The 13,436-nt window shown below is 54.8% G+C and carries 18 protein-coding genes and 1 pseudogene; all 19 read left to right on the forward strand.

Annotated features, from left to right (window positions below; genetic code table 11):
• The first annotated feature begins 131 nt into the window (after positions 1–131).
• Positions 132–1,202 (forward strand): butyrate kinase, encoded by a 1,071-nt coding sequence (gene buk / locus KJ869_06890; protein ID MBU1576918.1) that lies wholly within the window; start codon positions 132–134, stop codon positions 1,200–1,202.
• Between the two features lie 109 nt (positions 1,203–1,311).
• Positions 1,312–1,680, forward strand: a complete 369-nt coding sequence (locus KJ869_06895; GenBank protein MBU1576919.1) for an STAS/SEC14 domain-containing protein — start codon at positions 1,312–1,314, stop codon at positions 1,678–1,680.
• A 115-nt stretch (positions 1,681–1,795) separates the two neighbouring features.
• Positions 1,796–2,032 carry a type II toxin-antitoxin system HicB family antitoxin gene (locus KJ869_06900; GenBank protein MBU1576920.1) on the forward strand — a complete coding sequence of 79 codons (237 nt, stop codon included), beginning with the start codon at positions 1,796–1,798 and terminating at the stop codon, positions 2,030–2,032.
• A complete protein-coding gene (locus tag KJ869_06905) occupies positions 2,004–2,228 on the forward strand; it encodes a type II toxin-antitoxin system HicA family toxin (GenBank protein MBU1576921.1) in 225 nt (74 codons plus the stop codon). The genes KJ869_06900 and KJ869_06905 overlap by 29 nt, the downstream gene beginning before the upstream one ends.
• 26 nt (positions 2,229–2,254) lie before the next feature.
• Positions 2,255–3,325 (forward strand): annotated as a pseudogene (buk, locus tag KJ869_06910) (butyrate kinase).
• Positions 3,326–3,464: 139 nt separating this feature from the next.
• Positions 3,465–3,752: a GIY-YIG nuclease family protein gene (locus KJ869_06915; GenBank protein ID MBU1576922.1), complete on the forward strand. Its 288-nt coding sequence runs from the start codon at positions 3,465–3,467 to the stop codon at positions 3,750–3,752.
• A gap of 162 nt (positions 3,753–3,914) precedes the next feature.
• A complete protein-coding gene (locus tag KJ869_06920) occupies positions 3,915–4,541 on the forward strand; it encodes a TonB family protein (GenBank protein MBU1576923.1) in 627 nt (208 codons plus the stop codon).
• 34 nt (positions 4,542–4,575) lie between these two features.
• Positions 4,576–5,472 (forward strand): phosphate butyryltransferase, encoded by an 897-nt coding sequence (locus tag KJ869_06925; GenBank protein MBU1576924.1) that lies wholly within the window; start codon positions 4,576–4,578, stop codon positions 5,470–5,472.
• Positions 5,472–6,410 carry a sensor domain-containing diguanylate cyclase gene (locus tag KJ869_06930; GenBank protein ID MBU1576925.1) on the forward strand — a complete coding sequence of 313 codons (939 nt, stop codon included), beginning with the start codon at positions 5,472–5,474 and terminating at the stop codon, positions 6,408–6,410. Before KJ869_06925 ends, KJ869_06930 begins: the two co-directional genes overlap by 1 nt.
• 69 nt (positions 6,411–6,479) lie before the next feature.
• Positions 6,480–7,358 carry a bifunctional enoyl-CoA hydratase/phosphate acetyltransferase gene (locus KJ869_06935; GenBank protein MBU1576926.1) on the forward strand — a complete coding sequence of 293 codons (879 nt, stop codon included), beginning with the start codon at positions 6,480–6,482 and terminating at the stop codon, positions 7,356–7,358.
• A 110-nt stretch (positions 7,359–7,468) separates the two neighbouring features.
• Complete coding sequence (gene rpiB, locus KJ869_06940) at positions 7,469–7,918, forward strand: ribose 5-phosphate isomerase B (GenBank protein ID MBU1576927.1); 450 nt, start codon at positions 7,469–7,471, stop codon at positions 7,916–7,918.
• On the forward strand, positions 7,915–8,562 hold the full coding sequence (locus tag KJ869_06945; GenBank protein MBU1576928.1) for a TlpA family protein disulfide reductase: 648 nt from the start codon (positions 7,915–7,917) through the stop codon (positions 8,560–8,562). The genes rpiB and KJ869_06945 overlap by 4 nt, the downstream gene beginning before the upstream one ends.
• A gap of 18 nt (positions 8,563–8,580) precedes the next feature.
• Positions 8,581–9,888, forward strand: a complete 1,308-nt coding sequence (locus KJ869_06950) for a serine hydroxymethyltransferase (GenBank protein ID MBU1576929.1) — start codon at positions 8,581–8,583, stop codon at positions 9,886–9,888.
• A gap of 3 nt (positions 9,889–9,891) precedes the next feature.
• Entirely contained in the window at positions 9,892–10,305 is a 414-nt protein-coding gene (locus KJ869_06955; GenBank protein MBU1576930.1) for a hypothetical protein, read from the forward strand.
• Positions 10,306–10,308: 3 nt separating this feature from the next.
• Positions 10,309–10,824 carry a cytidine/deoxycytidylate deaminase family protein gene (locus tag KJ869_06960; protein MBU1576931.1) on the forward strand — a complete coding sequence of 172 codons (516 nt, stop codon included), beginning with the start codon at positions 10,309–10,311 and terminating at the stop codon, positions 10,822–10,824.
• Positions 10,821–11,342 (forward strand): 2-amino-4-hydroxy-6-hydroxymethyldihydropteridine diphosphokinase, encoded by a 522-nt coding sequence (gene folK / locus KJ869_06965; protein MBU1576932.1) that lies wholly within the window; start codon positions 10,821–10,823, stop codon positions 11,340–11,342. Before KJ869_06960 ends, folK begins: the two co-directional genes overlap by 4 nt.
• A 3-nt stretch (positions 11,343–11,345) precedes the next feature.
• Positions 11,346–11,999, forward strand: a complete 654-nt coding sequence (locus tag KJ869_06970) for a deoxynucleoside kinase (protein MBU1576933.1) — start codon at positions 11,346–11,348, stop codon at positions 11,997–11,999.
• Positions 12,000–12,071: 72 nt separating this feature from the next.
• On the forward strand, positions 12,072–12,953 hold the full coding sequence (gene dapA, locus KJ869_06975; protein ID MBU1576934.1) for a 4-hydroxy-tetrahydrodipicolinate synthase: 882 nt from the start codon (positions 12,072–12,074) through the stop codon (positions 12,951–12,953).
• A 3-nt stretch (positions 12,954–12,956) separates the two neighbouring features.
• The coding region (locus tag KJ869_06980) for an epoxyqueuosine reductase QueH (GenBank protein ID MBU1576935.1) at positions 12,957–13,436 on the forward strand (480 nt) is incomplete at its 3' end.

The following is a 13,436-nucleotide window of genomic DNA, read 5'->3' on the forward strand; positions in this document are numbered from 1 at the left end:
AGAAAGCCGTCAAGAAACAGCTTAGAGCCAAGGCGGCTCCGCGGAAAAAAACAGGGAAGAAGACAACCATCGCCAAGAAGGCAATAAAAAAATCACCGGCGGTAAAAAAGGCCCCAAAGTCAGATAAGGCCATCAAAGATTTTCTGATACTGGTGCTCAACCCAGGCTCCACCTCCACCAAGGTGGCGGTCTATCAAGGTTCAAAACGATTGGTGGCGGAATCCATCGGGCACGATAAATCCCAGGTCGAAAAATACCCCCGTATCGTGGACCAATACCCCATGCGCAAAGCTGTGATCCTTGATTTTCTGACCAGAAATAAAATAGCGCTCAAATCGCTTTCGGCGGTAGTGGACCGGGGCGGGGTGTTAAAACCCATATCCTCCGGCACCTATCATATCAACCAGACCATTCTGGACGACCTGAAAGAAGCCAAGCGCGGCGAGCATATCTCCAATGTGGGAGCTTTCATCGCCAAGGAGATCGCCGATGCCGCCGGCTGTCCGGCTTTTATTGTGGACGCCGTTTCGGTGGACGAATTCTCTCCGCTGGCCCGTATCTCCGGACTGGCCGAGATCGAACGCAAATCATTATTGCATGCTTTGAACATGCGGATGGCCGCCCTGCAGGCCTGCCAGGATCTCAATAAAAAATTGCCCGAGGTCAATCTGATCGTGGCCCATCTGGGGGGAGGCATTTCCATCTCGCCGGTGGATCATGGGAAATTCATAGATGTAAATAATGCCAACGAAGGCGGGCCGTTCTCTCCGGAACGGGCTGGCGGGGTGCCCACCGGGGCCTTGGTCAAAATGTGTTTCTCCGGCAAATATACCGTTGACGAGATCAAGAAAAAACTTACCCGCAGTGGGGGCCTGTCGGCCTACTTGGGAACCAATATGGCCAATGTGGTCAAGGACCGGGTGCTGGCCGGGGACAAGCAGGCCGAGGAGGTTTTTAAGGCCATGGCCTACCAGATCGCCAAGGAGATCGGGGCCTGCGCCGTGGTGCTTAAAGGCAAGGTGGATGCCATCGTGGTCACCGGCGGGGTGGCCTTCAATAAGATATTCACCGACTGGATAAAGGAACGGGTATCTTTCATCAGCCCCAAGGTTCTGATCTACCCCGGCGAGGACGAAATGCCGGCCCTGGCGGCCGGGGCGTTAAGGGTTCTAAAGAGAGAGGAAAAAGCCAGGGAATATTAAACCACCTCCCTCCTTGAACAAGAAGGGGAACGAGGGGAAGTAAAATAACATAGGATTCATAAATCGCAACAGTAGGCTCAATAAATTAACTTCAAAGGGGAATAGCGGAATGGCGCACGATGTAAAACACGACCCGAAAAGGAACCTGGTGGTTATCACACATTCCGATCATGTGGACAAGGATGACCTGTGGAACGCCCGTCTGGCAGCCCTGAAGATAATACAGGATAACGAATCGCCCAGGATACTGGTGGATATGAGGGACATCAACCTGACAACCACCACTTTGGAGAGGTTCGAATTCGCCCAATCGCACAACAAACATTTCTCCAACCGCACCAAGATAGCCACCCTGATAACCAAGGACGATCCCAGGAAGGAGGATCACCAGTTCGTGGAGACGGTCAGCCTGAACCGGGGATTTCTGTTGAGGGTTTTTGAGGACGAGGGCGAAGCGGAGAAATGGCTGCTGGGATAGTTGCTAAAAAACAAAAATAAAATATAAAATATTCCAGAGGAACCGTCATTGTCCTTTAAAGTTCTGGCCATCAATCCCGGCTCGACCTCGACCAATAAAAATCAAGGATATTAACATGAAATTAAAAATCATCATCACATACGAAGACGGCTGGTACATCTCCAGTTGTCCCAACCTTCCAGGCTGTCATTCACAGGGGCGAACGACAAAAGAAGCCTTTGCGAACATTGAGGATGCCATAAAGGGATACATTGCAAGTTATGTCAAACACAAAGAGCCCTTGCCGGTGCAGCCCTTTATCGAAAAGCAGATTGAGGTTAAATATGACAGTATTTCCGCTAGTATCCGGTAGAAAACTGGTCAAAGCTCTGCGCAGAATAGGATATAATATTGACCACCAATCCGGCAGTCATATTATTCTTCGGCATATAGATCCGCCTCATCGCCGCCTAACGATTCCAAATCATAATGAAATCGCCAAAGGGACGATGAAAAGCATTCTTCGTGATGCCGGTATAAGCATTGAAGAAATCAAAAAACTTCTATAGTAAATAAAAATCTGGAGGATCCACCTGTGCCCTTTAAAGTTCTGGCCATCAACCCCGGATCGACCTCGACCAAGATAGCGGTCTTTGAGGACGATAAGCCGACATTCAAGCAGACCCTGAGCCATTCGGCCGAGGAGCTGGCCCCCTTCAAGCGCATCACCGACCAGTTCGATTTCCGCAAGAAGGCCATCGAGGATGTGCTGAATAAGGCTGGCATCAATGTCAAAGAACTCAATGCTGTCATCGGGCGGGGCGGGCTGTTCAAGCCCATCCCCTCGGGCACCTATGCCGTCAGCCAGGCTATGAAGGATTACGTCCTGGCCGGGACCGGCGGCGACCATGCCTCCAACCTGGGCTGCCTGATCGCCGACGACATCGCCCGCGACGTCGGGGTCAAGGCCTACATCGTGGACCCGGTGGTGGTGGACGAAATGGGGTCCCTGGCCCGCTATTCCGGCCTGCCGGAGCTGCCCCGGGTCAGCATCTTCCACGCCCTCAACCAGAAGGCGGTGGCCCATCGGGCGGCCAGGGAGATGGGAAAAAAGTACGCAGAGCTTAATTTGATTATGGTGCACCTGGGCGGTGGCATCTCCATTGGCATCCATGAAAAAGGCAAGGTGGTGGACGTCAACAACGCCCTGAACGGCGACGGGCCGTTCGCCCCGGAGCGTTCCGGAGGTTTGCCCACCGGCGACCTGGTGAAGATGTGCTTCTCCGGCAAATACACCCAGGCCGAAATGATGAAAAAACTGGCCGGCAAAGGGGGCTGTGTTTCACATCTGGGCACCAACGACGGAAGGGAAATGGAGAAGAGAGTCAAGGAAGGCGATGCCAAGACCACGTTGATCATCCAGGCCATGGCCTACCAGGTTTCCAAGTGCATCGGAGAGATGGCCACGGTGGTGAACGGCAAGGTGGACGCGATTGTTCTGACCGGCAGTTTCGCCTACTTCCCGGAATTCATAGATTGGATCAAGGAACGGGTGGGCTGGATCGCGAAGGTGCTGGTATACCCCGGCTAGGACGAGATGACGGCCCTGGCCGAGGCCGGGATGAGGATACTGAAGGGCGAGGAGCAGGCCAGAGAATACGCCTGACATTCCGAATGTCATTCCTGCGAAGGCAGGAATCCAGAAGAGAACTAGACATTAACTCATGCGTAAATGATAAAAAATAAACGTGTCATTCCTGCCCCGCATCAAGTGCGGGATAAACTCCGGCAGGAATCCATAAAAAATGAAGCAAAGTTATGTTTATATCATTGCCAGCAAAAGAGGCGGCACGTTGTATATCGGCGTAACCAGTGACCTGAAACGCCGAATATATGAACATAAAAATAAACTGGTGGAAGGATTTTCAAAAAGGTACGATATAAGCCTTTTAGTGTATTTCGAAATATACGATGATATTCGCCTGGCTATATTGCGGGAAAAGAGGCTGAAAGCCTGGAAGCGGGACTGGAAGATAAGGCTGATCGAAGAGCGAAATCCTGAATGGAATGATTTGTACAATGAATTGAGGTAGTCATGGATTCCCGCCTTCGCAGGAATGACAAAATGGTGATAGTGTGAAAATAAAACTGGATTCCTGCTGGAGTTTACACTGAAAGAACTGAAGTGCAGGAATGACAAAGACACAAGGGCCACAGGGGTGGGATAGGTATCTGTATAAATTTAGGCAGGGAAAATGATAAATAAAATATTGGCTTATATTTGGCTGGTTGGTCTATTTATTTCTCCGGTTTTCGGGCAGGAGTTCGGATCGGCAATGATCACCTCTGTCCCCGATAGCGCCGATGTTTATATTGACGGATATTGTTTTGGCAAGACGCCTTTTCAGCCGGTCAATATCATTCCCGGTACTTACCAGATAAAGTTGAAGCATAAGGGATATGACTCCCTGGTCACCGAAATGAATATTGAAAGCGGTAAAAGACTGGTAGGCAAGATAGAACTTAAAAAGAAGGAAGACGCAGCGGGTGAAAATTCTTTTAAAACTGATAACACACAAGAAGATAGAAAGAAATTCAAGAATCTAAGTGAATCCCCAAAGTTTATATCTATGCAAAATCCGGTTTATCCTCAATTGGCAAAAAATAATGGTCTTGAAGGGAAAACTTATTTGCATCTTTTGATTGATTTAGATGGAACAATTAAGTTAGTGGTTATTGATAAAACAAGTGGATCATTTTGTTTGGATTATGAAGCGATCAAGACAGCATATACGGGTAAATTTTCACCGGCGCTGGATTATGAAAACCAACCGGCTCGTGTATGGATAATATATCCTATAAAATTTTTGATGAATAGATAAACAATAATATTTACATATCAGGAAAGCATAATAAATGATCAAATCATTTTCCGACCTGATGAAACAGGCCAAGGCCAGCGGACCCAAGAAGGTGGCAGTGGCGGTGGCCCAGGACGAGGTGGTGCTGGAGGCATTAAGCGAAGCGGCCGCCGAGAAGATTGCCACCCCAATATTGTTCGGCGACAAGACCGCCATCGAAGATGCCGCAAAAAAGGCCAAGGTGGACATCAAGGGCTGGGAGATAAACGACATCAAGGATATGGCCGAAGCCAGCAAAGCAGCGGTGGCAGCGGTCTCCAGCGGCAAGGCCGATTTTTTGATGAAGGGCTTGGTGGCCACCTCAATATTCCTGAAAGCGGTGCTCGACAAGGAGATCGGCCTGCGCACCGGGCGGCTGTTGTCGCACGTAGCGGTAATGGAGATGAAGCTTTATCCCAAATTGTTCCTGCTGACCGACGGCGGGATGAACGTCAAGCCCGACCTGATGGCCAAGGTGGACATCATCAACAATGCGGTTGGGATCTCCCGCAAGCTGGGGGTGGAGAACCCCAAGGTGGCGGTGCTGACCGCCCTGGAGACGGTCAACTCCAACATGCCGGAGACCATAGACGCCGCGCATCTGGCCAAGATGAACGATCGGGGGCAGATCAAGGGCTGCCTGGTGGACGGGCCGCTGGCCCTGGACCTGGCGGTGTCGGCCGAGGCCGCCGCCCATAAGAAGGTCAAGAGCTTGGTGGCCGGGGATGCCGACATCTTCTTGGCGCCGGAGATCGCGGCCGGCAATATGCTGGCCAAGGGCCTGATCTACCTGGGCGGGGCCCAGGCCGCCGGGCTGATCGCCGGGGCGGCCCGGCCGGTGGTGATGCTGTCCCGCTCCGATTCCAAACAGCAGAAGCTGAACTCCATCGCCCTGGGAGTGGTCAGCTGCTGATGGCCGGGCAAGCCGAAAATAATGCCGGCGGACTGCCCTGCGATACTTACAAGGCCATCCTGGACCAGACCTATGACGGGGTCTATTTTGTGGATAACGACCGGCGGATAACCTATTGGAACAAGGGGGCCGAGAGTATCTCCGGCTACCAGCCCGGGGAGGTGGTCAGCTTCCGCTGCTCCGACAACCTGTTGTGCCATATCGATACCGAGGGGCGGGAGATGTGCGGCCCGCTGTGTCCCTTGAGCCGGGCGGTGAACAGCGGGCAGATCACCGGCCAGACCAGGGTCTACCTGAAACACAAGGACGGGCGCCGGGTGCCGGTGGATGTGGTCTCCTCCCCCGTCAATGACCCCGACGGGCGGCGCCTGGGGGCGGTACAAATATTCCGGGATGCCAGCATCTACGAGGAGGAGGCCCGGGCCTCGGAATTGCTTTCCAAACTGGCTTCCATCGATCCCCTGACCGAACTGCTGAACCGCCGCAAGATAGAGATGGAGCTGGACCTGGAGATAAAGAAATCCCGGCGCTTGGGCCTGCCGCTGTCGCTGGTGTTTTGCGACCTGGATTATTTCAAGAACATCAACGACAAATACGGGCACCCGGTGGGGGACGAGGTCTTAAAAGGGGTCTCCCGGCACCTGCAGGCCGGTCTTCGGGAGTACGACCGGGCGGCCCGCTACGGGGGCGAGGAATTCCTGATCATGCTGCCCCAGACCAAGGCCGAGATCGCAGTGGAGATCGCCGAGAGGCTTCGCCTCTCCATCGAAAGATGGAGGCTGATCCACCAGGAGAAACTGTGGCCACTCAGCGTCACCATCAGTCTGGGGGTGGCCGAGCTGAACCGGGACGAGTCGCTGGCATCCCTGATAGACCGGGCCGACAAGGCCCTGTACCGGGCCAAGCAGGGCGGTCGCAACGCCGTCTTCTTAAGTTAAAATAACTAAAATATATAAAATAAAAAATCAGGAGAATTTTAAGTGACACAAGTGACATCATTGAAGCAGATGGCGGAACTGGTAAAAGGCGGACCCTTGAAGAAAGTGGCGGTGGCCTGCGGGCAGGATCCGGACATCATCGGGGCCCTGGCCCGGGCGGTCAACGAGAAGCTGGCCCAGGCCATCCTGATCGGCGACCAGAAGAAGACCGAGGCCCTGGCCCAGGAAAATAATATCGATCCCAAGATATTCACCCTGATAAACGAGACCGATCCTAAAAAAGCCGCAGCCAAAGCGGTGGAGATGGTCAAAAATGGCGAGGCCGACGTGCTGATGAAAGGCCTGATAGACACCGCGATCTACGCCCGGGCCTACCTGAACAAGGAGAGCGGCCTGATCAACAGCGCCACGGTCTCCCATGTGGCGGTGTTCGAGGTCCCCAACTATCCCCGCCTGCTGATAGTCACCGACGCCGCCCAGATACCCTATCCTGATTTCGGCCAGAAGGTGGACATGATCAAACACGCCGTGGCGGTGGCCCAAAAATTGGGCATCGAGACCCCCAAGGTGGCGGTGCTGGCGGCGGTGGAGAAGGTCAATCCCAAGATGCCCTGCACCCTGGAGGCGGCCCAACTGGCCAAGATGGCCGACCGCGGGCAGATCAAGGGCTGCATAGTGGACGGCCCGCTGTCGATGGACGCGGCGGTCAGCCCGGAGTGCGCCGCCGGCAAGGGCATCAAATCCCCGGTGGCCGGCTATGCCGATATCCTGGTATGCCCGGACATCCACTCCGGCAACATACTGTACAAGACCCTGACCCAGCTGGCCAGGGCCGAGTTGGCGGCCATAGTGCTCGGCACCAGCGCCCCGGTGGTGCTGACCTCGCGCACCGATTCCGACGATACTAAGTTCATGTCGATAGTACTTTCGGTCCTGATGGCTAAGTAATTCGCGAGAGCGAATTACCTACTGATCCTGTCTTTTAGTCGGGCATCTCCAAACATTCCCTTGACAATGCAGCGACAATAATTTATTCTTAATCAAATAAAGGTTGTGGTATGAAAGTTGCCATCGGGTCGGACCATCGGGGCTATTTTTTAAAAGAGCAGATCAAGAGCGCCTTTTCCCCCGACAATATAAAATTCAACGATCTGGGCGCCAAAAGCCGGGAGTCCTGCGACTTTCCCGATTACGCCTACCCGGTGGCCCAAGCGGTGGCCAATGGCCAGGCCGACAAGGGCATCCTGATCTGCAGCACCGGCAACGGCATGGCCATGGCGGCCAACAAGGTCAAAGGGGTCAGGGCGGCGCTGGCGCTTACCCCCGACATGGCCCGCCTGTCGCGCCAGCATAACAACGCCAATGTTCTGGTGCTGCCGGCCGATTTCGTGGACCTCCAGATAGTCCCCAAGATCGTCAAGGTTTGGCTGGAGACCGAGTTCGAGGGGGGCCGCCACCAGAAGCGCTTAGACAAGATCGCAAAATACGAGGAGGACAATTCCAAATGATGCGCTTAGCAACCTGCTGTCTTTTATTGGTCGGTGTTTTCGCACCTATTTTGGCCGCCGAGAGTGCGGTCCCGGAACTGATCGGCAAGCCGGCCCCGATCGTAGTTCTGAAAACGCTTGACGGAAAGGATTTCTACCTGCGGGATTATTGCGGGAAGATCAGGGGGCCGCGCCATAGGCAGGAACGGGAGGTAGTGGTTCTCAGTTTTTTTACCTCCTGGTGCAAGAACTGCAAAAACGAAATACCGGTGCTTCAGCAGTTGGCCTCGGAGATGGCCGGACTTCCGGTAAAGTTCTACCTGGTCAATGTCGGCCAGCCCCGGGATACCGTGGAAAACTACGTGTTCCAGAACGTGACCACCCTGCCGGTGTTGATGGACCAGTATGAGGTGGCCTCAAAGAAATACAAGGTCAAGGAGCTGCCCACCCTGGTGATGATAGACCAGGATGGCATTTTAAGGGAATACCACACCGGGTTCCTCCCGGCCTACGGCGACAGCATCAGGCTTAAGGTCCGATCTTTGCTGGGCATGGGCCAGGCGGGAAACTCGGGACATGCAGCGGTCAAGCCGGATTCAACCATGGCGAATACCGTAAAGGTGGCACCGAAGCCGGTGGTTAAGAAAAAGAAAACCAAGAAGTAATATATTAAGGAAACAACCATGAGCGATCTTAAGAACAAAGACCCGGAAATATTTAAATCCATCATCGACGAGACCGAACGCCAGGAATACGGCCTGGAGCTGATAGCCTCCGAGAATTTCGTCTCCGAAGAGGTGATGGAGGCCCAGGGCTCGGTGATGACCAACAAGTATGCCGAGGGCTATCCCGGTAAACGCTACTATGGCGGCTGCGAGTTCGTGGACGTGGCCGAGAATATCGCCCGGGACCGGGCCAAAAAACTCTTCGACTGCGAATACGCCAACGTCCAGCCGCATTCCGGCTCCACCGCCAACCAAGCGGTATACTTTACATTCTGCCAGCCGGGCGACGTGGTGCTGGGGATGGACCTGGCCCACGGCGGACACCTGACCCACGGCTCGCCGGTGTCCTTCTCGGGAAAGATGTATAAAATATTCTCCTACGGGGTCAAAAAGGAGACCGGATATATCGACATGGATGACGCGGCCAAGAAGGCCCGGGAGCACAAGCCCAAGATGATCATCGTGGGGGCCTCGGCCTACAGCCGGCATTACGATTTCGCCAAATTCCGGGAGATCGCCGACGAGGTGGGCGCCTACCTGTTCGCCGATGTGGCCCATCCGGCCGGGCTGATCGCCGCCGGACTGCATCCCTCGCCCATTCCCCATTGCCATGTGGTCACCACCACCACCCATAAGACCCTGCGCGGCCCGCGGGGCGGGATGGTGCTGATCGGCCAGGACAGCGAAAACCCCTTCGGGATCAAGCTCAAGACCAAGGCCGGTGAGCGGCTGAAGATGATGTCCGAGGTGATGGACAGCACCGTGATGCCCGGCATCCAGGGCGGCCCGCTGATGCACGTGATCGCCGCCAAGGCGGTAGCATTCAAGGAGGCGTTGGAGCCGTCATTCAAGACTTACGCCCAGCAGGTGATCGACAATGCCCGGGCTTTGGCCGCCAGCCTGGTGGAGAGGGGATATTCCATCGTCTCCGGCGGCACCGACAACCATCTGATGCTGATAGATCTGACCGACAAGAACATCACCGGCAAGGAGGCCGAGAATGCCCTGCATGCCGCCGGGATCACCGTCAACAAGAACATGGTGCCGTTCGACACCCGCAGCCCCTTCGTGACCTCCGGCTTCCGGATGGGCACCGCGGCCCTGACCACCCGGGGCATGAAGCAGAATGAGATGAAGCTGGTGGCCGGTATGATCGACAAGGTCCTGTCAAATATCGGAAACGAAAGCAAAATCAAAGAAGTATCCGGCGAGATCAGGGAGCTGTGCCGGCAATTTCCCCTGTATCCCAACCTATTGAAAGGATAAGAAATGGGAGAGATCAAACAGTTAGGCAAGGTCCAGTTCGGGGATGTGGTGGCCACCGCCATCAAGGAACACTGGTCCGGCGTGCTGACCATCGACAATCCCGAATACACCGAATACGTGGAATTCAAGGGGGGCTCCATCTCCGGCTTCTCCTCGGCCGAACGGAAGAAGCTGATAGGAGAGATACTGACCGCCGGCGGGCATTTAAGCCCGGAAGAGATCAAGAGGGCGGTCGACCACCAGAAGCAGAACGGTGGCAGGTTGGGCGACATACTGGTGGAGTTGGAGATGATAACCCGGCAGCGGCTGGAGGAGGCCATGGCCCTTCACCAGATGAGCGTGCTGGCCCTGTGCCTTTCGGCCAAGGACAGCGAGCTGTCCTTCGAGCCGGATATCGCCCTGGAAAGCAAGCAATAGATAATGCCGCTTAAGAAGAAAGCCGCCAGACCGGCCAAAATATCCGGCCGGGCTAAAATATTGCCCGGGAAAAAAGCCCGGCCCAGCTGGGAGAAGTTTTTTATTGACCTGGCCCGGATGGTCTCCACCAGGTCCACCTGCCTGCGGCGCCAGGTGGGGGCGGTGGTGGTGCGCGATAAGCGGATACTGGCCACCGGTTATAACGGGGCTCCTTCGGGGATGGAGCATTGCGACCAGGTGGGCTGCATTCGGGAGCAGCTGAAAGTGCCCTCCGGCGAGCGTCACGAGATCTGCCGGGCCATCCATGCCGAGCAGAACGCCATCATCCAGGCGGCCACCTTCGGGGTGTCGCTGGCCGGGGGCACCATCTACATAACCCATCACCCCTGCGTGCTGTGCTCCAAGATGCTCATCAACTCCGGGATCAAGAAGGTGGTGTACCAGCAGGGCTATCCGGATGAGCTATCACGCCTGATGCTCAAGGAAGCAAAACTCAAAACAACCAAGTGCCGGCCATGAAAACAGCCAGGGAGAAGGCCATCCGGGCTTACATAGGATTGGGCTCCAACCTGGGCAAGCGCCTGGGAAACATCCGGAGCGCCATCGCCGCGCTGGAGCAGGTCCCGGGCATTGCCATCAATACCATCTCCTCGGTCTACGAGACCGAGCCGTTGGGAAATGTCAGCCAGCCAAAATTCCTTAATTCGGTGGCGGAGATCGAGACCGGGCTGCCGGCCGCCGAACTGCTGATGACCCTGCAGCGGATAGAAAAACACCTGGGCCGGAAGCGGCAGCTAAAGGATGAACCCCGGATCATCGACCTGGATATCCTGTACTACGATCGGCTGGTGATCAGCACCGAGGAATTGTCCATCCCCCATGCCCAGGCAACCCAGAGGGCCTTCGTGATGATCCCCCTGCTGGAGATCTCCCCGAATCTGGTCGACCCCTCCCGTAAAAAGAAAATAAGCGAAATCCTGGCAAGCTTGGACGCCAAAGGCCAGGGCGTGAGAAAATTAGATAAGAGCAGATATTAAACGATGGCACAGATACCCAACTACATAGCGGTGGAGGGCGTGATCGGGGTGGGCAAGACCTCGCTGGCCCGGATGCTGGCCGAGCGCTTCAAATCCAAGCTGGTGCAGGAGGAGGTGGAGGAGAATCCCTTCCTTTCCAAATTCTATTCCGACCGCCGGGCCTTCGCCTTCCAGACCCAGATATTCTTCCTGCTGTCGCGTTTCAAACAGCAGCAGAATCTTTTTCAACAGGAATTGTTCAGCCAGGGCCTAGTGTCCGATTATCTGTTCGCCAAGGACAAGATCTTCGCCTACCTGAACCTGGACCAGAACGAGATCTCGCTCTACGAGCATATGCTGCCACTGCTGGAGAGGAACATCAACCAGCCCGACCTGGTGATCTACCTGCAGGCCGAGGTGGACGTGCTGCTCAGGCGGATCAAACACCGGGGGCGGCCCTTCGAGCACGGCATGCAGCGGGAATATCTGGCCGAGCTCTCCGAGGCCTATAATCATTTCTTCTTCCATTATTCCGAGACCCCGCTTTTAGTAGTGAATGTCAACGACATCGATTTCGTGAACAACGAGGATGATTTCAACGACCTGGTGGAAAAGATCTGCCAGCCCCATCCCGGGACCAGGTATTATGTGCCGGTGGGTAGCAAGGGGAAAAGGTAAAACCCGTAATTTGTAAGGATACGAAAATGATATTAATCATACCGATCAACAATATTAAGGAGCGGGATTAAAATGATAGATTGGAAAGGCTCTTTCGTGGCAATCGTAACGCCGTTCAGAAACGGTACCCTGGATGTACCGGCCCTGGAACGGCTTTTGGATTTTCATGCGGCCAACGGCACCGCCGGGGTGGTCTTTGCCGCCACCACCGGGGAGGGCCCGACGGTCCTGCCGGAGGAATACAAAAAGATCGTCGAAACAACCCTGAAGAAGGCCCAGGGCAAAATGAAGGTCCTGGCCTATACCGGCACCAACGACACTTTGAAGAGCATCACCAAGACCCAGGAGATGGAGAAGATGGGGGTGGACGGAGCTCTGGTGGTCACTCCTTATTACAACAAGCCCAGCCAGGAGGGCCTTTATCAGCACTTCAAAGCAGTGGCTGGAGCCACCAAGCTGCCCATCATGCTGTACAATGTTCCGGGCAGGACCGGCGTCTCCCTAGATCCGGCCACCGTCTGCCGCCTGGCAGAGATTGACAACATCGTGGCCATCAAAGAGGCCTCGGGAAACCTGGACAATGTCAGCCAGATAATCTCGCTGTGTGGCGACAAGATGGCGGTGTTCTCCGGCGACGACTCCCTGACCCTGCCGATGCTGGCCATCGGGGCCCAAGGGGTGGTGTCGGTGGTGGCTAATATCGCCCCCAAGGATACCGCCAAAATGGTGGACAAATTTTTTAAAGGCAAGCTTGATGAGGCCCAAAAGATACACCTCAAACAGTTCCCGCTGATCAAGGCCCTATTCTTGGAGACCAGCCCCGGGCCGGTCAAGGCGGCCCTGAACCTGATGGGCCTGTGTCACGCCGAGATGCGGATGCCGCTGGTGGAAATAACAGACGCCACCAAGAAACTGCTTAAAACCGAAATGAAAAAATACGGATTGATAATTTAATTCATGGCCCGGCTACTTTTACATATCTGCTGTGCTCCCTGCCTTTGCTATCCCTACCAGGCGCTGTCGGATGAGAAGGCGGATATCACTGGTTTCTGGTTCAACCCCAATATCCATCCATACCAGGAATACCAGGCGCGATTGGGATCGGTCAGGGATTTTGGCCTTCGTCATAATATAGACATCATCTATCGTGACGAATATCCTCTGGAAGAAAACCTTGCTGCATTGTCGAAGGGCCGCTGCCGGGTCTGTTATTCAATCCGGCTAGAGGCTGCGGCCAAAGAGGCCGCCCAACGGGGGTATGATGGATTTTCCACCACCTTGCTTTACAGCATATACCAGAAACACGACCTGATAAGAGACCTGGGATCGGAGATCGGCCAGAAGTTCGGGGTGGAGTTCATTTACCGGGATTTCCGGGAAGGCTGGGAGGCAGGCAGGGAAAAGGCCGGGGCGCTGGGGCTTTATCGGCAGAAATAC

The organism is Candidatus Edwardsbacteria bacterium (assembly GCA_018821925.1).
Classification (GTDB): domain Bacteria; phylum Edwardsbacteria; class AC1; order AC1; family EtOH8; genus UBA2226.